This is a genomic window from Streptomyces sp. NPDC017993 (genome assembly GCF_044328065.1).
Lineage (GTDB): Bacteria > Actinomycetota > Actinomycetes > Streptomycetales > Streptomycetaceae > Streptomyces.
This window is the reverse complement of sequence record NZ_JBIRGO010000010.1, coordinates 290,842-316,960: the sequence shown is the minus strand read 5'-3', so window position 1 is coordinate 316,960 and position 26,119 is coordinate 290,842. Positions and strand designations below refer to the sequence as shown.

The following is a 26,119-nucleotide window of genomic DNA, read 5'->3' as shown; positions in this document are numbered from 1 at the left end:
GGGCCCCCGCACGGTTACCGTCGAGGCGTGAAGGCCATTCGTCGTTTCACCGTGCGTCCCGTCCTTCCCGATTCCCTACGACCCCTCAGTGACCTCGCGCGTAACCTGCGCTGGTCATGGCACCCCGAGACCCGCGAGCTGTTCCAGGCCGTCGACCCCGACGGCTGGCGGCGTGCGGGCGGCGACCCCGTGCGGATGCTCGCCGCCGTCTCCGCCGAACGGATCTCCGAGCTGACCGGCGACCACCGTTTTCTGCGCCGGCTGGCCACGGCCGGCGCCGACCTGCACGACTACCTCGACGGCCGCCGCTGGTACCAGACCGCGGACGAGGAACCGCAAGGCGCAGGGCCCGGCAGGGAACGGCCGACCGCCATCGCCTACTTCTCGCCGGAATTCGGCATCACCGCCGCCCTGCCGCAGTACTCCGGCGGCCTCGGCATCCTCGCCGGCGACCACCTCAAGGCCGCCAGTGACCTCGGCGTACCCCTGATCGGCGTAGGACTCCTCTACCGGCACGGCTACTTCCGCCAGTCACTCTCCCGGGAGGGCTGGCAGCAGGAGCACTATCCCGTCCTCGACCCCAACGAGCTGCCGCTGACCCTGCTGCGGGAGGCCGACGGCACGCCCGCGCAGATCGCGCTCGCCCTCCCGGGGGGCGGGCAGCTGCGCGCCGTCGTCTGGCAGGCGCAGGTCGGCCGGGTCCCGCTGCTGCTGCTCGACTCCCACGTCGAGGACAACGGCCCCGGCGAACGCGAGGTCACCGACCGGCTCTACGGCGGCGGCAGCGAGCACCGGCTGCTCCAGGAGATGCTGCTGGGCATCGGCGGCGTGCGGGCCGTCCGGGCGTACTGCCGGCTGACCGGCCACCCCGTGCCCGAGGTCTTCCACACCAACGAGGGCCACGCCGGGTTCCTCGGCCTGGAGCGGATCCGCGAACTCGCCGAAGAAGGCATGGAGTTCGGCGCCGCCCTGGAAGCCGTACGGGCCGGCACCGTCTTCACCACGCACACGCCCGTACCCGCGGGCATCGACCGCTTCGACCGCGACCTGGTCGCCCGCCACTTCGGCGACGACGGCGAGCTGCCCGGCATCGACCCGGACCGGATCCTGGAGCTGGGCACCGAGTCCTACCCGGGCGGCAAGCCGGACCTCTTCAACATGGCCGTGATGGGTCTGCGGCTGGCCCAGCGCGCCAACGGCGTCTCCACCCTGCACGGACAGGTCAGCCGCGAGATGTTCGCCGGACTGTGGCCCGGATTCGACGCCGAGGAGGTGCCGATCACGTCCGTCACGAACGGGGTGCACGCACCGACCTGGGTGGCGCCCGAGGTGCTGCGGCTCGGCGCGCGGCAGATCGGCGCCGGGCGGGCCGAGGAGGCGCTGTCCGTCGGCGGTTCGGAGCGCTGGGAGGCGGTCCGCAGCATCCCGGACGCCGCCATCTGGGAGCTGCGCCGCACCCTGCGCGAGCAACTGGTCGCCGAGGTCAGGGAGCGGCTGCGCGCCTCCTGGCGGGAGCGCGGCGCCGGCAGCGCGGAACTGGGCTGGATCGACGATGTCCTCTCGCCCGACGTCCTGACCATCGGGTTCGCCCGCCGGGTCCCCTCCTACAAACGCCTCACCCTCATGCTCCGCGACCCCGACCGGCTGCGGGAGCTGCTGCTGCACCCCGAGCGGCCCCTCCAGATCGTGGTCGCCGGCAAGGCCCACCCCGCCGACGAGGGCGGCAAACGGCTCATCCAGGAGCTGGTGCGGTTCGCCGACGACGCCGGGGTCCGCCACCGCCTGGTCTTCCTTCCCGACTACGGCATGGCGATGGCGCAGAAGCTCTACCCCGGCTGCGACGTCTGGCTCAACAACCCGCTGCGGCCGCTGGAGGCGTGCGGCACCTCCGGCATGAAGGCGGCCCTGAACGGCGCGCTGAACCTGTCGGTGCGCGACGGCTGGTGGGACGAGTGGTACGAGCCGGACTTCGGCTGGACCATCCCGACCGCCGACGGAGCCGCCATCGACGACGACCGGCGCGACGAGCTGGAGGCCAACGCCCTCTACACGCTGCTGGAACAGCAGATCGCGCCGCGCTTCTACGACCAGGGCGAGGCGGGGGTGCCGAGCCGCTGGGTCGAGATGGTGCGCCGCACCCTGGTCACGCTGGGGCCCAAGGTGCTGGCCGGTCGCATGGTCCGCGAGTACGTCGAGCGGCTCTACACCCCGGCCGCGCACGCGCACCGCGCCCTGACTCCGGACGCGGCCCGCGAGCTCGCGGCCCACAAGGCGCGGCTGCGGGCCGCTTGGCCACAGGTCTCGGTGGACCATGTGGAGACCTGCGCCGCCGACGGGCCGGCCCACAGCAGCGCGGAGCTGGGTGCCACCCTGGCGCTGCGGGTCCGGGTGACGCTCGGCGAACTGACCCCTGGGGACGTCGAGGTGCAGGTGGTCTCCGGCAGGGTCGACGGCTCGGACCGGATCACCGACGCCACTGCCCTGCCGCTCAAGCCGACCGCGGGTCCCGACCTCGCGGGCTGCCTCCTCTACGAAGGACCGCTCGCGCTGGACCGCACGGGCTCCTTCGGCTACACCGTCCGCATCCTGCCGGCCCACCGGCTGCTGGCCTCCGGCACCGAACCCGGCCTGGTCGCGGTGCCGGCGGAGGCGGGCGGGCAGACATCGCGGCCGGCCCCGGGGGTGCTGCTGAGGTGACCGCGGGGTACGGGGCCGGTGCGCCGCCGTACCGATGTCGTGCCGTGGCGGCCGGGTGACGTGCTCCGGTCGCCACCCGGCCGCCGGGGTGCCGTGCGGGGGCCGTAGTCGGGCGTCAGTCGCGCCGGTGGACGACGGCCTTGCGGACCAGCCGGTCAGCGGCGAAGCAGAGTTGGTAGGCCGAGTCGGAACCGGCTCGGACGCTGTAGTAGACGCAGGACCAGCCGCCCGGGGGAGAGGGCGTGCCGTCCGGTGGGACGTCCAGAGCGAAGAACGGCAGCGCGGACTCCATCTCGGCGCGCGGCGCCCCGGTCCGCAGGGCGTCGTAGCGGTCCCGGTCCAGCACCGTCCAGGACGGGCTGACCAGGGTGAAGACGCCCATCAGCAGATACAGCGCGGTGATCACCACCAGCGGCACGGTCACCGTCTGCCGCAGCCGGCGCCGCACCTGATGCCTGGCGAGCTCCAACTCCCGCTGTGACGCCGTCACTTCGGCGCGATCTGCGGGCGAGGCCGGTGTGCCTCCGGCGGTCGGCAGCCGGGCGGACACCGCGAAGCCGCCCTCCGGGGTGGGCCCGGTGCGCAAGATGCCGCCCGCCAGTCGTACGCGCTCGTCCAGGCCGACCAGGCCACTGCCGCCGGATATCGCTTCGGGAGCGGGACCGTCGGGGCGAGGGCCGTTCACCACCGACAGTTCGATGTGTCCGGCGGCTCGCACGAGGCGTACCCGTAGGGCAGCACCCGGGGCGTGCTTGGCGGCGTTGGTCAGGGACTCCTGGACGACGCGGTGCAGGGCGCGCCCGGTCATGGCGGGCAGCCCGGCGTCCCCGGCGTCACCCCCGGGGCGTTCCCGGCCGGCCTCCGGCACCTGCTCCAGCGTGACCGTCATGCCCGCGGACCGTGCGTCCTCGACGAGCGCCGGCACGCTCTCGCCGGACGGTGTCCGGGGCGGCGCCTCGTCATCGGTGCGCAGCACGCCGATGATCTCCCGCAGCCGTTCGGTGGCCGTGCCGGCCGCGGCGCGCAGCTCACCTGCCGCCGCCCGGCGGTCCTCGTCCAGGTGCGGGTCGACCTCCAGTGCGCCCGCCCGCAGGGCGATCAGGGCCAGGTCGTGGCCGAGGGAGTCGTGCATGTCGCCGGCGATCCGGGCGCGTTCGCGCAGCCGGGTGCGGTCGGCGACCGCTCGCTGTTCGCGCTCCATCCGCTCGGCGAGCTGCCAGCCGGTGCGGACCAGTGCGCCGTACTGCCGCCGGTAGCGTCCCAGGAGCCACGGCAGCACCACGTTGAGCAGCAGTGTCAGCAACAGGGAGAACCACGGCCACAGCGAGCGGCCGAAAATCGCGCTCAGCGGCAGACCGGCGAGCGCGACGGCGGCGAGCAGCCGCAGCACGGGGCGTGCGGAGGGCAGCCGCACGCCGGCGAGATAGCCGAAGACGGCGAGCGCCAGGCAGTAAGCGGGGGTGAACAGCTCCAGGGAGAGGGCCAGGCTCGCCGCGACCGGCAGCGCCAGCGACACCAACGGCCGTTGTCCGCGCAGCAGTACGCAGACGCCGAGGAGCGGGAAGGCGAGAGCCGTCGCCCACAGGTCCCGGCCGGACAACGCGTTGAAGGCGGTGGCGGGCGGCACGCACAGCAGCAGCCACAGCCCGGCCCCGGGAAGCCGTACCCGCCAACGGTCCGGCAGCGGCTGCCGGAGGAGCCGCACGGGCGTCATGACGCGGGGACCAGACCGGCCTCGTACGCGAGGATCGCCGCCTGGACGCGGTTCTTGAAGCCCAGGCGGGCGAGGATCGCGCTGACGTGCGCCTTGACGGTGCCCTCGACCAGGAACAGCCGCTCGGCGATCTCCGCGTTGGACAGCCCCGCGCCGACCAGCCCGAGGACCTCGCGCTCACGGCCGGTCAGCTCGGCCACCCGGACGCGGGCGGCCACCGCGCGGCCCAACTGCCCCTGTGCCAGGTGGGTGATGACCCGCCGGGCGACGGACGGCGAGAGGGCCGCGCCGCCTTCGGCGACGGCCCGTACCCCGGCGAGCAGCTCCCGGGGGTCACCGGACTTGAGGAGGAAACCGGCGGCGCCCGAGGCGAGGGCGCCGGCGAGGTAGTCGTCCTCGGAGAACGTCGTCAGCATCACGACGGCGGTCCCGGGGGCGGCGGTGGCCAGTTCGGCGGCGGCGCCGAGGCCGTCGAGGCGTGGCATCCGGATGTCCAGGAGCAGCACGTCGGGGCGGTGGGCGCGGGCCAGCTCGACCGCCTGGTGGCCGTCCGCGGCCTCCGCGACGACCTCGATATCGGGCGCGCTCCCCAGGATGGCGCGGACGCCGGCCCGGATGAGCGGCTCGTCGTCTGCCAACAGCACGCGGATCATCCGCACTCCCCCTCATGCGAAAGGGCGGTGTCCGGAGCCTGGCGGACGGCCGGGGGAGTCTTCCCCCGGCCGCCGCCGGCACCGGACACCGCCCACTCTTGGGGTTCACGCTACCCCGGAGTGATCAGCGACCGCTCACAAGTACCCGCGATGCGGAGTTACTTGACGGCGACACCGGTCCACGCGGCCTCGACACCCTTGACCTCGGCGCCGTCCGCACCGTAGAGGTCGGTGGCGGCCTTGACCGTCGCCTCACGCGCGGCCTTGTAGTCGGTGTTCGAGGTCATGTACTCGGTCAGGGCCTTGAACCAGATCTTCTCGGCCTTCTCCCGGCCGATGCCCTCGACCTTCTTGCCGTCCGCCGTCGGGCTGTCGTACTTGACGCCACCGATCTCCTTCGCGCCGCTGCCCTCGGACAGCAGGTAGAAGAAGTGGTTGGCGACACCCGAGGAGTAGTGCGGGTCGAGACCACCGGTGCTGGAGTCCCAGTTGTCCTGCGACGAGCCGTCCTTGGAGGGCTTGTCCATGTAGCGCAGCGGGGTGCCGTCGCCGTTGATGTCGATCTTCTCGCCGATGAGGTAGTCGCCCGGGTCCTTGTCGTTCTTGGCGAAGAACTCGGCCGAGGTGCCGAAGATGTCGGAGGTGGCCTCGTTGAGGCCGCCGGACTCACCGCTGTAGGTGAGGTTGGCGGTCGCGGAGGTGACACCGTGCGACATCTCGTGGGCCGCGACGTCGAGGGCGGTGAGCGGGGCCTTGTTGCCCTCGCCGTCGCCGTACGTCATGCAGAAGCAGCTGTCGTCCCAGAAGGCGTTGACGTAGCTGTCGCCGTAGTGGACGCGGGAGAAGGCGCCCTTGCCGTCGCCCTTGATGCCGGCGCGACCGTGCACGGTCTTGTAGTAGTCCCAGGTCACGGCCGCGCCGTAGTGGGCGTCGACGGCCGCGGTCTGCGGGTCGTCGGGCTTGCCGGTGCCCCAGGCGTCGTCCTCGTCGGTGAAGGCCTTGCCGTCGCCGGACTCGCCGTTCTCCAGGTTGGTGGTCTTGTGGCCACCGCGGTCCGCGTCGGTCAGCGTGAAGCCGGAGCCCTCCTTGGAGGTGCCCAGCTCGACGCTGCCGCTGTACTCGCTCTCGCCCTTGCCGGTGTGGATCTCGTCGTACTGGAAGAGCTTCTTGCCGCTGTTGGCGTCGGTGATGACGTGCATCCGGCTGGGGGTGCCGTCCTTCTGGACGCCCTTGACGACGGTGTCGTAGGCCAGCACGGACTTGCCGTCGGCGGCCCAGACGACCTTCTTGGGCGCCGGCGCGTCGGCCTTCGCCGCCTTGATGGACTTCGCCGCGGTGCCGTGCGCGGACTTCGCGGCGGTCTGCGGGGCGATCTTCGGCGTGGTGGAGGCCACCTTGATCGACTTGCCGGTCGACTTGGTGGTGCTCTTGATGGCGCCGCCCTTGGCGGTGTGCACGATCAGGTCGCCGCCCAGGACCGGCAGGCCGGCGTAGGTGCGGTCGTAGCGGGTGTGCGTGGTGCCGTCGGCGTCCTTGATGACGTCCTTGACGACCAGCTTCTCCTGCGCGCCGAGGCCGAGCTCCTTGGCGGTCTGCGCCTTGGTTGCGCTCGCGTCGCGCAGCAGTTCCGCGCGGTGGGAGGCGCTGAGCTTGAGCGGCGTGCCGCCCTGCTCGGTGGTCTGCGTGGGGGACGCGCCCGCGGTACCTGCGGTGATGCCTGCGGCCAGGAGGGCCGCTGCGGCGACGACGGTACCGGTGACACGGGTCTTACGAGATATGCGGGGGGTCACGCGTGCTCCTTCAACTTTGCCAAGTGGTGGGGGTGCAAAGCGATGCGGGTGTGACGTGCGTCGGGAAGACTGCCATTCGAACGCGTGCATGTCAGGAGGGTGTCGGCATGTTGGCCGAAAATCGTTCGTACAGAGAAGATCGCTGTTCGCATAACGGAGTCGGGCGCCGCCCCCGATGATCCGGGAGCGACGCCCAACTTGACTGTTCAGCAGGTCAGTTGTGGTGGAGCGGATGATTCCGGCCTGCTTCTTTCATACCCGGGTGACGCCGAGGTGCCGGCGCCGGTCAGAAGGTGAGCTTCCAGCCGTTGATGTATCCGGTGTCCCGGGCGTAGACGTCCTGGACCCGCAGCTTCCAGGTGCCGTTCGCCGTCTCCGAGGAGGCGTTGACCGTGTAGGTCGCCTTCACGTTGGCCGCCGAGTCGGTCGCGCTGGAGTTCTTCAGCCGGTAGGCCGTACCGTCCGGGGCGATCAGGTCCAGGACCAGGTCACCGCGGTAGGTGTGGACGATGTCGACGTCCGCCTTCAGCGTGCTCGGCGCGTTTCCGCTGCGGGTCACCGCGACCGGCGAGGTGACCGCGGCGCCCGCGTCCGGGATCGCGACGTCATCGGCGTTCTCGAAGACGTTGCTGCCGCCGGCCGGGTTGACCGTCCAGGTGAAGGCGGCCGTCCCGGTCTTCTTGGCCGCGTCGGTGACCGTGACCGTCACGTTGCCGGTGCCGGCCGTGGTCGGCGTACCGGAGACCAGACCGGTGCTCGCGTTGATCGACAGGCCCGCGGGCAGTCCGGTCGCCGCGTACGACAGGGCGCCCGCCGTGCCGCTGGAGGCCTTGATCTGCAGACTCGCCGCCTGGTTCACGGTGCTCGTCTGGTTGCCCGGGTTGGTGACGCTGACCGCGCCGGTGTCCGGCACCCGGGATCCGACGTTGACCGCCGCCCAGGTGTTGGCGACGGTGTTGTACGTCGCGCTGCCCTGGCCGAAGAGGTCGGCGGCCGCCGACAGCGTGGCGGTGCGCGCCGCCGCGTAGTTGGTGTTCGCGCTCATGTACTGGCTGAGCGCCTTGAACCAGATCTTCTCGGCGTTGGCCCGGCCGATGCCCGGCACCGGCAGGTTGTCGTACGTCGGGCTGTCGTAGTGGACGCCGTTGATGTCCTTCGCGCCGCTGCCCTCGGACAGCAGGTAGAAGAAGTGGTTGGCGACACCTGAGGAGTAGTGCACGTCGACGTTGCCGATACCGGAGTACCAGTAGTCCTTGGACGCGCCGTCCTTGCTGGGCTTGTCCATGTAGCGCAGCGGCGTGCCGTCGCCGTTGATGTCGATCTTCTCGCCGACGAGGTAGTCGCCGACGTCGCTGCTGTTGTTGGCGTTGAACTCCACGGCGGCGGCGAAGATGTCGGAGGTGCCCTCGTTGAGGCCACCGGACTCACCGCTGTAGGTGAGGTTGGCGGTGGCCGCGGTGACGCCGTGCGTCATCTCGTGGGCCGCGACGTCGATGGAGGTCAGCGGGGCGGCGTTGCCGCTGCCGTCGCCGTACGTCATGCAGAAGCAGCTGTCGCTCCAGAAGGCGTTGACGTAGTTGTTGCCGTAGTGGACCCGGCTGTAGGCGCCCACGCCGTCGCCCCTGATGCCGCTGCGGCCGTGCACGTTCTTGTAGTAGTCCCAGGTCAACGCGGCGCCGTAGTGGGCGTCGACGCCGGCGGTCTGGACGTTCTGCGGGGTGCCGTCGCCCCAGGTGTCGTCCGGGTCGGAGAACAGCGTCCCGGTGCCGGACGAGCCGTGGTTGAGGTTGTACGTCTTGTGGTTGCCGCGGCCGGTGTCGGTCAGCGTGTACGAGGGCGCGGTGCCGAGCGTCACCTTGCCGCTGTACTGGCTGTTGCCGGTGCCGTTCTCGATCCCCTGGTACTCGAAGATCTTGGCGCCGTTGGTGGCATCGGTGATCACGTGCAGCTCGTTGGGCGTGCCGTCGTGCTGCAGCCCGCCGACCACGGTCTCGTACGCGAGCACCGGCTTGCCGTCGGCGACCCAGACCACCTTGCGCGGGGCCTTGGCGGCCTCGGTCTTCTTCGAGCCCTGCGCCTGCGCGGACTTCACGGCCTTCGCCTCGGCCGTGGCCGCCTTGATCTTCGCGGTGGTGCCGGCGACCTTGAGCTGGGAGCGGACGGCCTTGGTGACGCCCTGGAGCGCTCCGGCCTTGCTCTCGTGCACCACGAGGTCACCGCCGAGGACGGGCAGCCCGTCGTAGGTGCGCTCGTAGCGGGTGTGCGTGGTGCCGTCGACGTCCTTCGAGACGTCCTTGACGACGAGCTTCTCCTTCGCGCCGAGCTTGAGTTGCCGGGCGGTGTCGGCGGTGGTGGCGCCGGCCTCCCGGATCAGCTCCGCGCGCTGGGAGGGGGACAGCTTGGCCGGTACGGCGCCGGGGTCGGGCGCGGCGTGGGTGGTGCCCGGCCGGGGTGCGGCCGCGGCTCCGGTGCCGGCTTGCACGCCGACGGCCAGCATCGCCGTGGCGGCGACCAGTGCGCCGGTCGCTACGGCGCGTCCATGGGGGGTGCGTCTCACACTGACTCCTTCTGCGGTGGCCGACGTGACGGTGCGGCCGAGGGGGACCGGGCGGCGAAGCGGCCGTCCGGGCAGAGCGAGGCAGAACACGTGGAACGTGTGGGGGGAGACGTACGGGTGGAACGGTGGATCACGGAACCGTGGAACACGGAACGGTGGAGCGCATGGAGCGAACTGCCGTGGGGAGTGGTGCTGTGGGGCCCCGTGCGGCGGTTGCGGGGAAGAGTCCCACCACGGATGTGCGATTGTCAGGATCGGTTCAACTAATTGGCCGGAAACCGTCCGTTGCGCGAAATCCATGTCCGGAAGGCGGACGGACCGGCGGTGACCGGGGGGCTACGGGGCGCGGTCCGGGCCGGGCGCCGCGGGCGCGTCGGTCCGTTCGCCGTGCCGGGAGCGCCAGGACCTCCAGAGCGCGGCGTAGGCACCGTCCGCCGCCACGAGGTCGTCGTGGGTGCCGAGTTCGGTCAGCCGGCCGCCCTCCATGACGGCGACCCGGTCCGCGTCGTGCGCGGTGTGCAGCCGGTGCGCGATGGCGATGACCGTACGGCCCGTCAGGACGGCGGCCAGCGCCCGCTCCGTGTGCCGGGCGGTCCGCGGATCGAGCAGCGCCGTCGCCTCGTCCAGGATCAGGGTGTGCGGGTCGGCCAGCACCACGCGGGCGAGGGCCAGTTGCTGGGCCTGCGCGCCGTCGGGCCGGTGGCCGCCGGGGCCCAGCTCGGTGTCCAGGCCGTCCGGCAGCTCCGCCGCCCACTCGGCACCGACCGCGGCGAGCGCGGCCCGCAGCGCGGCGTCGTCTGCCTCCGGCGCGGCCATCCGCAGGTTGTCCCGCACGGTCCCCAGGAACACGTGGTGCTCCTGGGTGACGAGGACGACCTGCCGGCGGAGCGTCTCGGGCGGCAGCTCGGCGATCGGCACCCGCCCGACGGTCACCGAGCCGGTACGCGGCGCGTCGATTCCCGCCAGCAGCCGGCCCAGGGTGGACTTTCCCGCGCCGGAGGGGCCGACGAGGGCGATCCGCTCGCCCGGTCGGATCGTCAGGTCCACGCCGTGCAGGACGTCGCCGGGGCGCGTGCCGGTGCTGCCGGGGGTGCCGTCCGGCCCGTGCCCGACGTCCCCGTGGGCATAGGCGTAGCGGACGCCGGACACGTCGATGCGGTCGTCGACGGGGGACGGACCGGGGGCCGGGGAGGGCGCCGGGACACGCGGAGCGGCCACGGCGCCGGCGGCCCGTGCGGACCTCGGGGCCCGCGCCAGTCCTTCCACGCGCGCGAAGGCGGCCCCGCTGCTCTGCAACTGCTCGACCCAGAAAAGGATCTTGTCCAGCGGCGCCGACACCTGCCGCATGTAGAGCGCCGCGGACACCACCACCCCCAGCGGGACCGTGCCCTGCCCGTGCAGCGCACCGCCGATCAGCAGCACACCGACCACGGGGAGGGCTGCGGAGATGTCCATGGCCGGAAAGAGCACACTGCGCAGGAAGAGCGTGCGGGTGCGCGTGCGGCGGCACCGCTCGATCGCCTCCTCGCTCGCGGCGGTCCTGCGCTCCCGCAGGCCGAGGGCCTCGATGGTCCTGGCCCCGGCCGCGTTCGCCGCGAGCAGCTCGGCGAGCGCGGAATTGGCCGCCCCCTCGGCGAGATACGCGGCGTGCGCACGGCGCAGGTACCAGCGGGTGGCGAAGAGACACCCGAGCAGGCCGGCACCGCACGCCCCGAGCAGCGGATCGAGCACCACCACCGCGCCGAGCAGGAACACCGCCTCCACCAGCGCGATGAAGACCTCCGGCGCGGCATCCCGCAGCGTCCTGGCGACCGTCGCGACGTCCGCGGTGCCGCGGGCCGTCAGATCGCCCGTACCGGCCCGCTCCACGGTCGCCGCGGGCAACGCCAGCGCCCGGTCGACGAACTGCTCGCGCACCCGCGCGAGGGTCCGCTCCCCGAAGCGGTGGCCGACGTACCAGGCGTAGCGCGCCAGCAGCAGCTGCGCCGCCGCGCACACCACGATCACGAGCGCCAGCCGGTCCACGGTGTGCACCCCGCCCCCGTCGCGCACCGTGTCGACGATCCGGCCCAGCAGCCACGGGCCGACCAGACCGGCACCCGCGGCCAGGACGTTCAGGGTGATCATGAGGGTGAAGGCGCGCCCGTCCCGCCGGATCAGCCGCAGCGAGGCGCGCCGGGTCTCGGCGGGACCGGCCACCGGAAGCGCGCCCTTTGCCGGGTCGGCGGCCCGCTCGGGCCCCATGGCGCTCACCGGGCGCCCTCCGGAGACACCGGCGCGCCGCCGGTACGGTCCGGACCGCCGGTACGGGCCGGGTCTTCCGCGGACTCGGGCCCGTCGGAGGGGACATCGCGTCCGGCCGGTTCCTCAGCGGGCGCCGGTGTCTCCCCGCCGCCGTCCGGTGCCTCGTCGTCCTCGCCGCGGGAGACCAGACGGCGGTAGCCGGGGTGGCCGTCGAGGAGCGCACGGTGACTGCCGACGGCCTCGACCCGGCCGTCGACCAGGTAGTAGACGGTGTCGGCCCGGTCCAGAACCAGCGGGGAGGTGCTCGTGACGACGGTGGTACGGCCCGCCCGCGCGGCGTGCAGCCGGGTCGCGAGACCGGCCTCGGTGTGTGCGTCGACCGCCGAGGTCGGCTCGACCGCGAGCAGCACCTCCGGGTCGGCCAGCAACGCCCGTACCAACCGGACGCGCTGACGCTGCCCGCCGGAGAGATTGCGGCCCTGGGCCTCGATCGCCGTGTCGAGCCCCTCGGGCAGCCCTCGGACGATGTCCTGCGCCATGGCGGTGTGGACAGCGCGGTCGATCGCCTCCGTGTCGCGGGCCCGCCGCCCGGAGACCACCTCGCGCAGAGTCCCGGCGAACAGGTCGGCCTCGTTGTCGGCGACCAGGATCCGCTCGCGGAGCATGTCCGGCGCGAGCGCGTCGAGGCGCACCGCGCCCCACGTCGCCGCCGAGTCCGCGAACCGGCCCAACCGGTCGATCACCGATGCGGACCGCTCCGGCCGGGCGCAGGCCAGGGCGGTCAGCTGTCCGGGCGTCACCTCCACACCGGAGGCCGGATCGTGCAGCGCGGACGCCACCTCGGGCCCGCGGCTCGCCCCGTCGGCCGGCGCCGGCTCCAGGTTCAGGAACCGGACGACCCGGCGGGCGGCGACCAGGCCCCGGGTGAGGTCGTAGCCGCCCTCGATCAGGAAGGAGACCGGCACCACCAAGGCCGCCGCGTATCCGTAGACCGCCACCAACTCGCCCACCGTGATGGCCCCTTGGGCGGCCATCCGGGCGGCGAGCCAGGTCACCGCGGCGAGGAACAGCGTCGGCAGGCCGACCCCCAGGGCCTGGATCCAGCTGGTCACCGCCCCGACCCGGTAGCCCTCGGCCCGCAACTCCCGTGCCTCGCGGTGGTAGCGGTCCGCGAACACCCCTTTGCCGCCCAGGCCATTGAGCACGCGCAGCCCGCCCACCATGTCCGTGAGCCGGGCCGCGAGCCCGCTCTGCCGCTCGCGGTAGTGCGTCTCCGCGCCCTGGAGCCGGCCCAACAGCGGTCCGACCAGCACCGCGAGCAGCGGCACCCCCACCAGGACCACCGCGGCCAGCAGCGGGGAGACGGCCAGGAGCAGGGCGGCGACGACCGCGTACGCCAGGACCGCGCCGACGCCGGGCCCGGTGACCGTCAGGGTCTGGCTGATCACGGCGACATCACCGATCCCGATCGTGACCACCTCGCCGGCCGTCACCTGGCGCGGCAGCGCGGCGCCCAGCCGCATGGTGTGGGCCACGAGGGCGCGTACCGTGCGGAAGGTCGCGTCCATCCGGATCCTGGTCATCGTGCGGTGCCGCATGACCGCCAGCACGGCGTTCAGCACCCCGACGGCCAGCAGCACGCCGGTCCAGCCGACCAGTGCCGCGGTGTGCCCCGGCGCCAGGCCCTCGTCGATGGCCCGGGAGAGCACGTACGGGGGCAGCATCAGCCCCACCATCCACAGGCTCCCGAGCGACGCCCCGGCGGCAACACGCCGCCGCTGACGGACGACCAGCCACCACAGATACCGCCCGGGGCCACGGTGGTACGCGGCGCCCGGACCCGCCCCCGCGTCAGTCATGCCCGCACCCTACGGGAGCGGGCCGGGCGCCAGGTGGGGGCCGAAGCGGGCCGCCCGACGCCCGTGCCCTTACCCCGGAACCGCCCGGAACAGCAGCACCGACCGGCCCGGGACGGTGAGGGTGCTGCCCGCCGGGTGCCGCTCGGCCGGGGTGTCCGGGGGCGGTTGCTCGTCGTGGGAGGTGTCGATGACGACCTCGTACTCCGCGGCCCAGGGCTGCCCCGGGAGGGTGACCGTACGGGGCCGGTGGTCGGCGTGGAGGAAGACGAGGAAGCTGTCGTCGACGATGCGGACGCCCTGGCTGTCGCGTTGGGGGATGTCGTTGCCGGAGAGGTACATGCCCAGGGTGGCCCCGGGCGCGTACCAGTCCTGTTCGGTCATCTCGGTGCCCGCCGCCGTGAACCACGCCAGGTCGCGCAGCCCGCTCTGCCCTTGCGGACGGCCGGAGAAGAAGGCGCGGCGGCGGAGCACCGGATGGGCGCGGCGCAGGGCGATCAGGCGGGCGGCGAGCTCGGCCAGCGGGCGCCATCGCGGGTCGTCGAGGAGTGACCAGTCGAGCCAGCTGACCGGGGAGTCCTGGCAGTAGGCGTTGTTGTTGCCGTGCTGGGTGCGGCCCATCTCGTCGCCCGCGACCAGCATCGGGACGCCGGTGGACAGCAGCAGGGTGGTGAGGAGGTTGCGGAGCTGGCGGCCGCGCAGGGCCACGATGTCGGGGTCGTCGCTCTCGCCCTCCGTGCCGCAGTTCCAGGCGCGGTTGTCGTGGGTGCCGTCGCGGTTGCCCTCGCCGTTGTCGTCGTTGCGCTTGTGCTCGTAGGTGACCAGGTCGCGGAGGGTGAAGCCGTCGTGGGCGGTGATGAAGTTGACCGAGGCGTACGGGCGGCGGCCGCCCCAGGCGTACAGGTCGCTGGATCCGGAGAGGCGGTAGCCCAGGTCGCGGACGTCGGGCTGGGCGCCGCGCCAGAAGTCGCGGACGGTGTCGCGGTAGTGGTCGTTCCACTCCGTCCACAACGGGGGGAAGGCGCCGACCTGATAGCCGCCGGAGCCGACGTCCCACGGCTCGGCGATCAGTTTGACCCGGCGCAGTACGGGGTCCTGGGCGATGACGGCGAGGAACGGGGAGAGCATGTCGACGTCGTGCATGGAGCGCGCCAGCGCGGCGGCGAGGTCGAAACGGAAGCCGTCCACGCCCATTTCGGTCACCCAGTAGCGCAGCGAGTCGGTGATCAGACGCAGCACCTGGGGCTGTACGACATGCAGGGTGTTGCCGCAGCCGGTGTAGTCGGCGTAGCGGCGCGGGTCGTCCTGGAGGCGGTAGTAGCCGCGGTTGTCGATGCCGCGGAGGGAGAGGGTGGGGCCCAGTTCGCCGGCCTCCGCGGTGTGGTTGTAGACGACGTCCAGGATGACTTCGATGCCGGCGTCGTGCAGGGCCCGCACCATCCGTTTGAATTCGCCGACCTGCTGGCCGCGGGTGCCGGTGGCGGCGTACCCGGCGTGTGGCGCGAAGTAGCCGATGGAGTTGTAGCCCCAGTAGTTGCGCAGCCCGCGGCGCACCAGGTGGTCCTCGTGCGCGAACTGGTGGACGGGCAGCAGTTCGACGGCGGTGACGCCGAGCCGGATGAGGTGCTCCAGCGCCGCCGGGTGGGCCAGACCCGCGTAGGTGCCGCGCAGGTGTTCCGGGATGCCGGGGTGGCGCATGGTGAAGCCGCGCACGTGCAGTTCGTAGAGGACGGAATCCGGCCAGGGCGTCTTGGGCCGGCGGTCGTCCCGCCACTCGTCGCCCGTGTCGTCCCCCGGGTCCCCGCCGACCACCACGCCCTTGGGGACGTACGGCGCGGAGTCCTGTTCGTCGCGCACCGTGTCCGCTATCTGCTGCTGCGGCCAGTCGCGGACGTGGCCGTAGAGCTGGGCGGGCAGGGCCGGCGGGGTGTCCGCGCCGACCGTGGCCCCGAAGTCGCCGTCCACGGCCCGGGCGTAGGGGTCGAGGAGCAGCTTCGCCGGATTCCAGCGGGCGCCGGTCCACGGATCCCAGCGGCCGTGCACGCGGTAGCCGTAGCGCTGCCCGGGGCGGACACCGGGCAGGAAACCGTGCCAGATCTCGTGCGTCAGCTCGGTGAGGGGATGGCGGGTCTCGTGCTCCTCGTCGTCGAAAAGACAGATCTCCACGGCTTCGGCGCCACCCGCCCACAGGGCGAAGTTGGTGCCCGCGACGCCGTCGGGCCCGGTGCGGTAACGGGCGCCGAGGGGCGTCGGACTGCCGGGGCGGACGGTGGAGGGCGGGGTGAGCGCGGGGCCCGGCATGCCGTGCGCCGGGGGTGCGGACCGCTGTCGCGACCCGCTCCGTCCGTCCGGCCCGGCCTGCCCGCCCCGCCCCTCCGATCCGTCCGGTCCCTCCTGTACTGCCTCCTGCTCGGGTGCGCTCGACACGTGCCGGCCTCCTGCGGCTCATGGCTCGGTCGGGCGGCGGCCGTGCCCGGCGTCCCAGCCGTGCGTCTTTCCCCGCCCTCGGAGTTGTTCTTCCCGCAACCGGGCGTTGCCTCACGCTTTCCGCCCGTCCGGGCCTCGCTGATCTGAACGGGACATACCGATTCATGGCGTACCCGTCCACTCACACATCATCAGTCACAATTCGGTGCATGACCGTCCATGTGAAGCGTCGACCGAAGGTCCGAGCGAACTGCCGCGTGCGGGGCCCGGTGGAAGGCATGGCCCGCGGGCAGGCGCGGCACCGGCGGCGCGCCGCCCGCGCGGGCCGCGCCGCTCTGGTGGTGGTCGCCGCGCTCGCGGCGGTGGCGACGGCCGGCTGCGGTGGTTCGGACGCGCTGATCGGCGGCAAACCGCGCTCCCCGCAGGAGACGATCCGGGTCACGCCGGACAACGGCACCCACGGCGTACGGCCCGACGGGCGGTTCGAGGTCCGGGTGCCGGACGGGCGGCTGGAGCGGGTCGAGGTCCGGCGGACCGGGGACGCCGGTGCGGCGGTCGTCGCCGGCCGCCTCTCGCAGGACGGCCTGAGCTGGCGGCCGCTGCCGGGCCCGCTCGAACTCGGGTCGAAGTACACCGTCGACGCGGTGGCCCTGGACGGCTCGGGCCGTCGCTCGGCCCGCCACACCACGTTCACCACCTTCGTGCCGGCGCACCGCTTCATCGGCTTCTACACGCCGGAGAACCGCACCACGGTCGGCACCGGCATCATCGTCTCGCTGGACTTCAACCGGCGGATCGTCGACCGCGCCGCCGTCGAGCGCGCCGTCACGGTCAACGCCGAGCCGGCGGTGGAGATCGCCCCGCACTGGTTCGGCCGTCGGCGGCTGGACTTCCGGCCCCGCGAGCGCTGGAGGCCGGGCACCCAGGTCACCTTGGATCTGCGGCTGCGCGATGTGAAGGCCGGGCCGGGCATCTACGGGACGCAGCGCAAGACCATCCGCTTCCGGATCGGCCGGGACCAGATCAGCATCATCGACGTCGCCAAGCACCGCATGACGGTGCGTCGGTCCGGTCGGGTGCTGGCGACCCTGCCGATCACCGCGGGCAACGCCGAGAATCCGACCTACAACGGGAAAATGGTGATCCTGGAGCGGCACTCGGTGACGCGGATGGACGGGGACACCGTCGGCTTCGGCGCCGAGTACGACATTCCGGACGTCCCGCACGCGATGCGCCTCACCCGGTCGGGGACCTTCCTGCACGGCAACTACTGGGCGCGGCCCCAGGTCTTCGGCGCCGCCAACACCAGCCACGGCTGCGTGGGGCTCAAGGACCTCAAGGGCGGCGGCCCGGGCACCCCGGCCGGCTGGCTCTTCGCCCACTCGCGGGTCGGGGACACCGTGGAGGTGCGCAACTCACGTGACCGCATCGTCGCTCCGAGCAACGGCCTCGGTGGCTGGAACATGCCCTGGGAGAAGTGGAAGCAGGGAAGCGCGCTGGGCTGACCCGGCCCCGGAACCCCCGCCATACGGTGGATTTCAGGCGGAACCGCGCCACCGCCGGCCACCGTCGGAACGGCTTCGCGCCACCCCGCACACTTGGGACGAAACGGTGACATGAGTGAGCAGTTCAACTGTCGCCGCGGTGTGGTTATCTAACGGCAAGCGCGCGGTTGTTCGCGTCCGCGCGCGGGGGACTGCGGGCGGTGCGAGGGGAAAAGGGGCCAGTCGTGGATGTGCAGCCGAATTCGGGGGTGCCGGCTCGCCGGCGGCGGCGACACAGGGGCGGAGGTCCGCTCGCGTTGCTGCTCGGCGGCCTGCTGTTCGCGGTCACCGCGTGTGGGGGTGACGACGGCGACGGCAACGCGCCGGCCGGGAAGGCGGGCGCCGACAAGGCCGCCTCGCAGGCAGCCGTGACGATAGCGCCCAAGGACGGCGCGGAGGATGTCGCCACCAGCGGTGCGCTGAAGGTGACGGCCCAGAAGGGCAAGCTGAAGTCCGTCAAGGTCAAGGACGGCAAGGGCAATGAGGTCGGCGGGAAGATATCCGGCGGCGGCGCCCGGTGGCAGCCGAGCGGTCACCTCGGCGCCTCGACCGAGTACACCGTCGACGCGATAGCGGTCGACGGCCAGGGCCGCGAGTCCGCCGAGCACTCCACCTTCACCACGCTCGTTCCCAAGAACACCTTCATCGGCCAGTACACCCCCGAGAACGGCCAGCAGGTCGGCGTGGGGATGCCGGTCTCGATCCGCTTCACCCGCGGGATCACCGACCCGCGGGCCGTCGAGGGCGCCATCAAGGTCACGGCGAAGCCGTCGGTCCCGGTCGAGGGCCACTGGTTCGGCAACGACCGCCTCGACTTCCGGCCGGAGAAGTACTGGGCGGCCGGCACCAAGGTCACCCTCACGCTCAACCTCGACGGCGTCGAGGGCCGCCCCGGGGTCTACGGCACGCAGGCCAAGGAGGTCTCCTTCACCGTCGGCCGCAGCCAGGTGAGCACCGTCGACGCCTCGGCGAAGAAGATGACCGTCGTCCGGGACGGCAAGACGATCAAGACCATCCCGATCACCGCCGGCGCACCCGGCACCGAGACCTACAACGGGCAGATGGTGATCAGCGAGAAGCACCCGGTGACGCGCATGAACGGCGACACCGTCGGCTTCGGCGGCGAGTACGACATCAAGGACGTGCCGCACGCGATGCGGCTGAGCAACTCCGGCACCTTCATCCACGGCAACTACTGGTCGGGCAAGCCGACCTTCGGCAGCCGCAACGCCAGTCACGGCTGCGTCGGCCTGTTCGACCAGCGCGGCGGCGGGGACGGTTCCACCCCCGCGGCGTGGTTCTTCGGCAACTCCCTCATCGGGGACGTGGTGATCGTCAAGAACTCGCACGACGAGACGATCCAGCCGGACAACGGCTTCAGCGACTGGAACCTCTCCTGGGAGCAGTGGAAGGCCGGCCAGTAGGGCGGCAGACGGACCGCGGAGAGTGCGGTGGGCCCGGCGCGCTGTGACCAAGTGCACCGGGTCCGCTGTCGTTAACGCGTACTAACCTTTCGGTATGACTGTGAATCTCGAGGTCGCCGAGGGCGTGGGCACCATCCGCCTGGACCGCCCGCCGATGAACGCACTGGACATCGCCACCCAGGACCGGCTGCGCGAGCTGGCCGAGGAGGCCACCCGCCGCGACGATGTGCGCGCCGTCGTCATCTGGGGCGGCGAGAAGGTGTTCGCGGCCGGCGCGGACATCAAGGAAATGCAGGCCATGGACCACCCGGCCATGATCGTGCGGTCCAAGGCGCTGCAGGACTCCTTCACCGCGGTGGCCCGGATCCCCAAGCCGGTGGTCGCCGCGGTCACCGGCTACGCGCTGGGCGGCGGCTGCGAGTTGGCGCTCTGCGCCGACTTCCGGATCGCCGCCGGGAACGCCAAGCTCGGCCAGCCCGAGATCCTGCTCGGCCTGATCCCGGGCGCCGGTGGCACCCAGCGGCTGGCCCGGCTGGTGGGCCCGTCCAAGGCCAAGGACCTGATCTTCACCGGCCGGCAGGTCAAGGCCGACGAGGCCCTCGCCCTCGGTCTGGTCGACAGGGTCGTACCCGCCGCCGAGGTCTACGAGCAGGCGCACGCCTGGGCGTCGCGGCTGGCGTCGGGTCCCGCGCTGGCGCTGCGCGCCGCGAAGGAGTCGATCGACGCGGGCCTGGAGACCGACATCGACAACGGGCTGACGATCGAACGCAACTGGTTCGCCGGGCTGTTCGCGACCGAGGACCGGGAGACCGGTATGCGCAGCTTCGTCGAGGAAGGCCCGGGCAAGGCCAAGTTCCGCTGAAACGGCTGGTGTTGGCGGTGCGAATGAGGTTTGCCCGTGAGTCCATGCCTCGTGTGGGGGAATCACGGAAAACTTCTTCGCGCCCCTGCGGGGCCTTCTCGGGCACGCCGGGTGATCACTCGTGCACGAGAGGTCATCGCAGGTCAGGCGGGCTGTGAAGGGCCCCTGACTGCCATTGGCGTATGTCCCGCCAGGGGTGCGGAACCGGTGATTCCGGGCAACGGATTCCCTCGGTTCCGCTCCCGTGGTGGCCAAGTAACGGCCATGATGGGGGGCATGGCGGGCCTCGAAGGAATGGAGCAGCCGCGGCCGCGGAGCGGCACGGCCGCCGCATGCTGGGAACTCCCCGGTGCGGGCGCGGACATGGCGTCCGCTCCCGGCGGCCCGGTGTCCGTGGCACTCGATCTGGTCGGCGATCCGACCGTCGACGAGGTCCGGCTGCCCTCGCGCCCCGAATCCGCCGGCACCGCCCGCCGGCTGACCGCCTCCGTGCTGCTGCGGCAGTGGGCGCTCTCGCCCCAGCTCGCCGAGCATGCCGTGCTGTTGGTCTCGGAGCTGGTGGGCAACGCCGTTCGCCACACCGGCGCCCGCACCTTCGGGCTGCGCATGCTGCGCCGCCGCGGCTGGATCCGTATCGAGGTGCGTGACCCCTCGCGCGGTCTGCCGTGCCTGATGCCCGTTCAGGAGATGGACACCAGCGGCCGCGGCCTCTTCCTCGTCGACAAGCTCTCCGACCGCTGGGGCGTGGATCTGCTGCCGCGCGGCAAGACGACGTGGTTCGAGATGCGGGTGACCGACCGCTGAGGCGACCGCCCGCGGCGGACTCCGGAGAGAGGGACCGGGGCCTCCCGCGGGGTGCGCGGGCGAGGCCCCGGTCGGCCGATCTCCGGCGGGCGGAAGGGGTGTGCCCGCGGGATCGGGAACGTTCCCGGATCACCGGGGGGCGTCGTGCTCGACTATCGCAGGCCGGAAGCCGAGCCACCAAAGCGGCACTGACGGGCATAGCGGAATCAATCACCCAAAGTGCCGGACGATCGTAGGTGAGCTGCGCCACCGGCCTCCATCTCTGCGACCGCGCGCGCGATTTCGCGTGTGATGGTGCGAGTGGAGTGACGCGGGCGCGCGAACGGCGGAAGCGCGCCCGGTCCGCGCCGGGCGGCCCGGAGAGGGTCCGTAGGATGGGACGTTCACGCTCGCGCCAGGCACCGAGGAGGGGACACATGCGGCAGGTGCGCCGGTCGGCCACGATGACCCTGCTGCTGCTCCTCGCGGTCACCTTCGGGCCGCTGCTGTGCCGGATCGGCGGCGACCAGGCGTGGCTCGCCGGCCGCGCCGCGACGGCCGCCGCCGGCCCCGCGGTGGGCGCTGCCGCCCCCGCGACGGGGCCAGCGGGTGCCCAACGACCGGCGACCGGAAGGGACGTGACCGCCGGCCCACGCGGCGGGCCGCCCCGGGGCGCCCCCATCGCCGTGGCCGACACCGCGAAGAAGTGCTCGGGCCGGCACGCACCCGCACCCGACGAGTCCGTCCCGCTGCCCGCCCCGCACCGCGGCGAACCGCTCGCGTCCACGACCGCCGGCCCGGCGCCGCTCGCCGCCGACGCGCCCGCGCAGTACGCCCTGGCCAGGCCCCCGACGAACAACGCACCCGCCACCGATCCCTTCGCGCTCCAGCCCGTCCTGCGGATATAGGCCGCTGCCCCGACGCACCGGCCCGTATGTCCACTCCGCACGTCTGGAGCTTCCGCATGCCCACATCCGCTTCTCCCACCCGCAAAATGGCCGCCCTCGGCGCGGTCATCGCCCTCGTCGTGGCGGTCGTCGCCCTCGGCATCGCCGTCGGCAAGTCCGTCGAGGGCAGCCGCGACGCCGGCGGCACCGGTCAGCCGCAAGCCGCCTCCTCCGCCCCCGCGGAGGTGGACGCCGCCCAGCAGAAGATGTTCGACGACCTCGCCGCGCAGACCAGCCGTCGCGAGGAGGGCGACCCGCTCGCCATCGGCACGAAGGACGCCCCGGTGGTCCTCGTCGAATACGCCGACTACCAGTGCTCGTTCTGCGGGCGCTTCACCCGCGAGACCCAGCCCGAGCTGGTCAAGAAGTTCGTCGACGCCGGCACTCTGCGGATCGAGTTCCGCAACTTCCCGCTCTACGGCGCGGACTCCGAGCGGGCCGCCCGCGCCTCCTGGGCCGCGGGACAGCAGGGCAGGTTCTGGCAGATGCACGACGAGCTGTACGCCGAGACCCGCAAGGGCGACGCGCTCGCCGAGGACAAGCTCGTCGGCCTGGCTCGGGCCGGCGGGGTGCGGGACATCGAGAAGTTCCGTACCGACATGGGCAGCCCGGCCGCGGAACGTGCCCTGAAGAAGGACCAGGAGGAGGGCTACCGGCTGGGCGTCCAGTCCACCCCCTCCTTCCTCGTCAACGGCAGGCCGGTGGCCGGGGCGCAGCCCACCGAGGTCTTCGCACAGGCCGTCCGGGATGCCGCGGCGACCGCGAAGAAGCGGACCGCGGGGGTAGCGAAGTGACCGACATCGGCTTCCTCGCGGCCTTCCTCGGCGGCGCGCTCGCGCTGCTCAGCCCGTGCAGCGCGCTGCTGTTGCCGGCGTTCTTCGCGTACTCCCTCGCGCACCCCGGCAAGCTGCTGGCCCGCACCGGCGTGTTCTACCTGGGGCTCGCCTCGACCCTGGTGCCGCTGGGGGCGGCCAGCACGGCAGCCGGCCGGCTGTTCAACGGCCATCGCGGTCTGCTGATCGCCGTCGGCGGTTGCCTGGTCATCGCGCTGGGCGTCGCGCAGATACTCGGGCTGGGCTTCGCCTCGAAGCGTGCCCAGGCCGCCGCCGCCCGGATCACCCCCAGGTCGGCCGTATCCACCTTTCTCCTCGGCTGCGTCTACGGCCTGGCGGGCTTCTGCGCGGGCCCGATCCTGGGCGCGGTGCTGACGGTGACGGCGGTCAGCGGCTCGCCCCTGTACGGCGCCTCGATGCTCGCCGTGTACGCGCTGGGCATGGCGCTGCCCCTGTTCCTGCTCGCGCTGTTGTGGGACCGCTTCAAGCTCGGCAGCCGCGGCTGGCTGCGCGGCCGCTCCGTCACCCTCGGGAAGCTGCGCCTGCACACCACGTCCGTGCTCTCCGGCCTCTTCTTCATCGGCGTCGGCGTGCTGTTCCTGCTCTTCAACGGGACCGGCGCGCTGCCCGGAATCCTGGACGCGGACGCCGAGTTCCGAGTCGAGGAGTGGGTGGCGCGGGTCGGGAACGGCGTGCCGGACTTCGTGCTGGTCGCGGTCGTCGCGCTGGCCGTCGCCGGCGTGCTGGGGCGTATCGCGCTGCGGCCGGAGAAGCTGCGGCCGGAGAAGAAGGCGCAGGACTGAGCAGGGCCCCACGAGCCGTTTCGTGGGCCCCGCAGGGCCGGCCCGGCGTCCCGCTGCGCGCGGGCTGCCGGGCCGACCGGCGCTATGTGCCTACAGCCAGACGTTGTCGTTGACGGAGCCCAGGCCGGTGCCGGACAGCCGCCGGTGCAGCGCCAGTGCCTGGTCCTCGGTGAGCGAGGCGACATGGTCCGCGGCGGCGCGCAGCCGGTCACCGTGCAGGGCCAGTTCCTCGGTGCGGTCCGGCGGCAGCAGCTCGGGAGCGTCGTAGCTCCAGCGCAGCAGCTCGCTCACCACCCGGCGCTTGCCGTGCTGCTGGGTGGCGAGCGCGGGGCGGTCGATGACGTAGCACCACACCAGCTCCTTGAGCAGATCGCAGGCGGCCCGCCGCTCCGCCGGGATCACCAGCCGCGCGCCGTACCGGATCGCGGCCGTGCCGCTCACCTCCAGCTCGATCTGGCGGGTGAAGTACGAGATCAGATCGGCGGTGCGGCGGTTGACCGCGACGGCGTCCTCGTGGCTGCCGGTGTACGGCGCGTGCACCGCGAGCCGTTTGCCGATGTCCGACATCAGCAGCAGCGCCGCGTCCCGGTCGAAGGGCGCCCCCGCCCGCTTCCGCTTCGCCTGCACATAGTCCAGGAAGCGGCGGATCTCCCGCTCGGTGTCGCCGCCCGCGGCGCCGTCCGGCGGGAACAGCGCGGCCAGTGGGATCAGGCCCGTGCGGTAGAAGTCCTCGACGTCGTGGCAGGCGTAGGTGACGTCGTCCGCCCAGTCCATGAGCTGTTCCTCGACCGGCACGGCGGTGTCGGTGCGGTCGCCGCGCACCCAGGCGAATGCCTCCCGGTCGGCGACATACACCCCCCACTTCACATGCCGCGCCGGGTCCTGGTCGGCCGGGGCCCGCTCCCACGGGTACTTCGTGGCGGCGTCCAGGCAGGCACGGGTGAGGTGGAGCCCGCGGTGGCCGGGGTATTTGTGGGCGGCGAGGAAGGTCAGCACGCGCAGGGTCTGCGCGTTGCCCTCGAAGCTGTCCAGCACGCCGGTGGCGAAGTGCAGCTCGTCCATCGTGGCGCGCAGGGCCATCTCGCCCGCGTGCCCGAAGGGCGGATGACCGATGTCGTGGGCCATGCAGGCCGCCTCGACCAGGGCGGGGTTCGGGCCGCCGTACTTGCGCTCCAGCCGCTCCGCCATCCGGCGCCCGAGCTGGGCCACCTTCATGGAGTGCGTCAGCCGGGTGTGGTAGGCGCCCAGCTCGGCGCTGGCCACCACCTGGCTCTTGCCGGCCAGGGCCCGCCACTGGGTCGAGTACAGGATCCGGTCGACGTCGTGCGCGAATCCGGACCGCTGCCCGTCGTCGGGCACCCGGCGCCGCAGGGAGTGCTGCTCTAGATCCTCGTCGCTGTATGTGGCAGGTCGCATGCGCGGATGCTACGTCCTGCCGGGGTGCCGGCGGGCGGAACCGAAGGTCTACCGGATGCGGGCACTGTCCCACCGCCGCCCGGAGCGTCCGCGCTACGCGCTCTGCCGTCGGCGGCGGTGGGACAGCGGATGCGGGCGGGGCCTGGCGTGTGGGTGGGGATGGTGGGCGTCGGCCCGGCGGCGGCGGTCGTTGCAGAGCAGGCACTTTCCGTACTCCGGCGGCAGCGGGTCCTCCGGGTCGCCGTAGAGGGGGTCGACGGCGCCGTGCGGATGCAGGGCGCAGCCGGTCGGCCCGGTCTCGGCGCCCAGTGAGCCGGCCGCGGCCAGCGCCTTCCGGAGGACGTCGACGAGCTGGTCGGCGTCGCTCCGGTTCGGCGCGGCCTGGAGGGCGGAGGCGATGTCGGCGGCTGTGGTCAGCGCGGTGCGGAGTTCGCGTAGCGGTGCGTCACCCATGCCCCGGAGCGTAGGCGCCCCCACTGACAGTTGATCTTCCGATCGGATTTCGCGGCTTCCCATGGCCGCATGCATGCCCGCTGCCGCCGACCATTTAGCACCGGGACGGTGACCGGCCCCTGGCCGGCGGATGACCGATCCGTGAGAGGACGTGGGAACGCGGCCCGCCCCCGGGAGCGGGTGCGTGCGCACCACCCGGGGGGCGGGATCGGTTCCACCGTGCACCGGTCGTGCCGCGGACCGGTCGTACGGCGGGACCGGCTCAGGGAGCGATGGGCAGCTCGCGCTTGTGGCCGGTGAGGCGGTAGCGGCGGACGATGGTCCGGAAGACCTCGTCGCTGACGGGCTCGCCCTCCAGGAAGTCATCGATCTGCGCGTAGCTCACGCCGAGCGCGTCCTCGTCGGGCTTGCCCGGGTCGAGGGTCTCCAGGTCGGCCGTGGGCACCTTCGTGACCAGTTCGTCGGGGGCGCCGAGCGCCGCCGCGACGGCACGCACCCGGCGCTTGGTCAGCCCCGTGAGCGGCACGACGTCGGCCGCGCCGTCGCCGAACTTCGTGAAGAATCCGGAGACGGCCTCGGCCGCGTGGTCGGTGCCCACGACCAGGCCCTCATGGGCGCCCGCGACCGCGTACTGCGCGATCATGCGCTGGCGGGCCTTGATGTTGCCCTGCACGAAGTCCTGGTGCCCGGCGTCGCGGAAGGTCACATCGCCCTTCACCACCGCGTCCAGCGCCGCGTCGCTCGCCGGGGCGATGTCGACGGTCAGCTGCCGGTCGGCCCGGATGAAGTCCAGCGCCCGCTGCGCGTCCTCCTCGTCCGCCTGGACGCCGTAGGGCAGCCGCATCGCGAAGAACGTCGCGTCGTGCCCGGCGGCACGGGCCCGCTCCACGGCGAGCTGGCAGAGCCGGCCCGTCGTCGTGGAGTCGACGCCCCCGCTGATCCCGAGGACCAGCGAGCGCAGGCCCGTGGATGTCAGCTGCTCGGCGAGGAAGGCCACCCGGCGCTCGATCTCCCGCTCGGCGTCGAAGGACGCGCTCACCTGGAGATCCCGGGCGATCTCCTGCTGCAGGGCCTTGGGCGCCGGGTCGGTCACAGCTGCTCCTTTTGTTGCGTCTG

General features: G+C 72.5%; 18 protein-coding genes. 8 read left to right on the top strand and 10 right to left on the bottom strand.

Annotated features, from left to right (window positions below):
• Nucleotides 1-27 precede the first annotated feature (27 nt).
• Nucleotides 28-2,697, top strand: coding sequence for an alpha-glucan family phosphorylase (glgP, locus tag ACH4FH_RS20865; protein ID WP_398557351.1), 2,670 nt, complete (start codon nucleotides 28-30; stop codon nucleotides 2,695-2,697).
• 115 nt (nucleotides 2,698-2,812) lie between these two features.
• Here glgP and ACH4FH_RS20860 read toward each other — a convergent pair whose 3' ends face one another.
• The 7 genes from ACH4FH_RS20860 to glgX form a co-directional block, all read right to left on the bottom strand.
• On the bottom strand, nucleotides 2,813-4,411 hold the full coding sequence (locus ACH4FH_RS20860; RefSeq protein ID WP_398557350.1) for a sensor histidine kinase: 1,599 nt from the start codon (nucleotides 4,409-4,411) through the stop codon (nucleotides 2,813-2,815).
• On the bottom strand, nucleotides 4,408-5,064 hold the full coding sequence (locus ACH4FH_RS20855) for a response regulator (protein ID WP_398557349.1): 657 nt from the start codon (nucleotides 5,062-5,064) through the stop codon (nucleotides 4,408-4,410). Before ACH4FH_RS20855 ends, ACH4FH_RS20860 begins: the two co-directional genes overlap by 4 nt.
• A 158-nt stretch (nucleotides 5,065-5,222) precedes the next feature.
• The gene (locus ACH4FH_RS20850; RefSeq protein ID WP_398557348.1) at nucleotides 5,223-6,854 is read right to left on the bottom strand and encodes a M4 family metallopeptidase; all 1,632 of its coding nucleotides are present in this window, start codon (nucleotides 6,852-6,854) and stop codon (nucleotides 5,223-5,225) included.
• A gap of 286 nt (nucleotides 6,855-7,140) precedes the next feature.
• Nucleotides 7,141-9,411 (bottom strand): M4 family metallopeptidase, encoded by a 2,271-nt coding sequence (locus ACH4FH_RS20845; protein ID WP_398557347.1) that lies wholly within the window; start codon nucleotides 9,409-9,411, stop codon nucleotides 7,141-7,143.
• Nucleotides 9,412-9,747: 336 nt separating this feature from the next.
• Nucleotides 9,748-11,655: an ABC transporter ATP-binding protein gene (locus ACH4FH_RS20840; RefSeq protein WP_398557377.1), complete on the bottom strand. Its 1,908-nt coding sequence runs from the start codon at nucleotides 11,653-11,655 to the stop codon at nucleotides 9,748-9,750.
• A 5-nt stretch (nucleotides 11,656-11,660) separates the two neighbouring features.
• A complete protein-coding gene (locus ACH4FH_RS20835; protein WP_398557346.1) occupies nucleotides 11,661-13,514 on the bottom strand; it encodes an ABC transporter ATP-binding protein in 1,854 nt (617 codons plus the stop codon).
• 69 nt (nucleotides 13,515-13,583) lie between these two features.
• Nucleotides 13,584-15,812 carry a glycogen debranching protein GlgX gene (gene glgX / locus ACH4FH_RS20830; RefSeq protein ID WP_398557376.1) on the bottom strand — a complete coding sequence of 743 codons (2,229 nt, stop codon included), beginning with the start codon at nucleotides 15,810-15,812 and terminating at the stop codon, nucleotides 13,584-13,586.
• Between the two features lie 404 nt (nucleotides 15,813-16,216).
• Here glgX and ACH4FH_RS20825 point away from each other — a divergent pair, with 404 nt between their 5' ends.
• The 7 genes from ACH4FH_RS20825 to ACH4FH_RS20795 all read left to right on the top strand — a co-directional run bounded on the left by ACH4FH_RS20825 (nucleotide 16,217) and on the right by ACH4FH_RS20795 (nucleotide 23,134).
• Nucleotides 16,217-17,443 (top strand): Ig-like domain-containing protein, encoded by a 1,227-nt coding sequence (locus ACH4FH_RS20825; RefSeq protein WP_398557375.1) that lies wholly within the window; start codon nucleotides 16,217-16,219, stop codon nucleotides 17,441-17,443.
• 224 nt (nucleotides 17,444-17,667) lie between these two features.
• Nucleotides 17,668-18,906, top strand: a complete 1,239-nt coding sequence (locus tag ACH4FH_RS20820) for an Ig-like domain-containing protein (RefSeq protein WP_398557345.1) — start codon at nucleotides 17,668-17,670, stop codon at nucleotides 18,904-18,906.
• A gap of 94 nt (nucleotides 18,907-19,000) precedes the next feature.
• A complete protein-coding gene (locus ACH4FH_RS20815; RefSeq protein WP_398557344.1) occupies nucleotides 19,001-19,768 on the top strand; it encodes an enoyl-CoA hydratase/isomerase family protein in 768 nt (255 codons plus the stop codon).
• A 276-nt stretch (nucleotides 19,769-20,044) separates the two neighbouring features.
• Complete coding sequence (locus tag ACH4FH_RS20810; protein ID WP_398557343.1) at nucleotides 20,045-20,572, top strand: ATP-binding protein; 528 nt, start codon at nucleotides 20,045-20,047, stop codon at nucleotides 20,570-20,572.
• A gap of 416 nt (nucleotides 20,573-20,988) precedes the next feature.
• The gene (locus ACH4FH_RS20805) at nucleotides 20,989-21,459 is read left to right on the top strand and encodes a hypothetical protein (RefSeq protein WP_398557342.1); all 471 of its coding nucleotides are present in this window, start codon (nucleotides 20,989-20,991) and stop codon (nucleotides 21,457-21,459) included.
• 56 nt (nucleotides 21,460-21,515) lie between these two features.
• Entirely contained in the window at nucleotides 21,516-22,292 is a 777-nt protein-coding gene (locus tag ACH4FH_RS20800) for a DsbA family protein (RefSeq protein WP_398557341.1), read from the top strand.
• The gene (locus ACH4FH_RS20795) at nucleotides 22,289-23,134 is read left to right on the top strand and encodes a cytochrome c biogenesis CcdA family protein (protein ID WP_398557340.1); all 846 of its coding nucleotides are present in this window, start codon (nucleotides 22,289-22,291) and stop codon (nucleotides 23,132-23,134) included. Before ACH4FH_RS20800 ends, ACH4FH_RS20795 begins: the two co-directional genes overlap by 4 nt.
• Before the next feature lie 90 nt (nucleotides 23,135-23,224).
• Here ACH4FH_RS20795 and dgt read toward each other — a convergent pair whose 3' ends face one another.
• The 3 genes from dgt to nadE form a co-directional block, all read right to left on the bottom strand.
• Entirely contained in the window at nucleotides 23,225-24,550 is a 1,326-nt protein-coding gene (dgt, locus tag ACH4FH_RS20790) for a dGTP triphosphohydrolase (protein WP_398557339.1), read from the bottom strand.
• 93 nt (nucleotides 24,551-24,643) lie between these two features.
• Nucleotides 24,644-25,003, bottom strand: coding sequence for a hypothetical protein (locus ACH4FH_RS20785; protein ID WP_398557338.1), 360 nt, complete (start codon nucleotides 25,001-25,003; stop codon nucleotides 24,644-24,646).
• Nucleotides 25,004-25,265: 262 nt separating this feature from the next.
• Nucleotides 25,266-26,096: an ammonia-dependent NAD(+) synthetase gene (gene nadE, locus ACH4FH_RS20780; protein ID WP_398557337.1), complete on the bottom strand. Its 831-nt coding sequence runs from the start codon at nucleotides 26,094-26,096 to the stop codon at nucleotides 25,266-25,268.
• Nucleotides 26,097-26,119 lie beyond the last annotated feature (23 nt).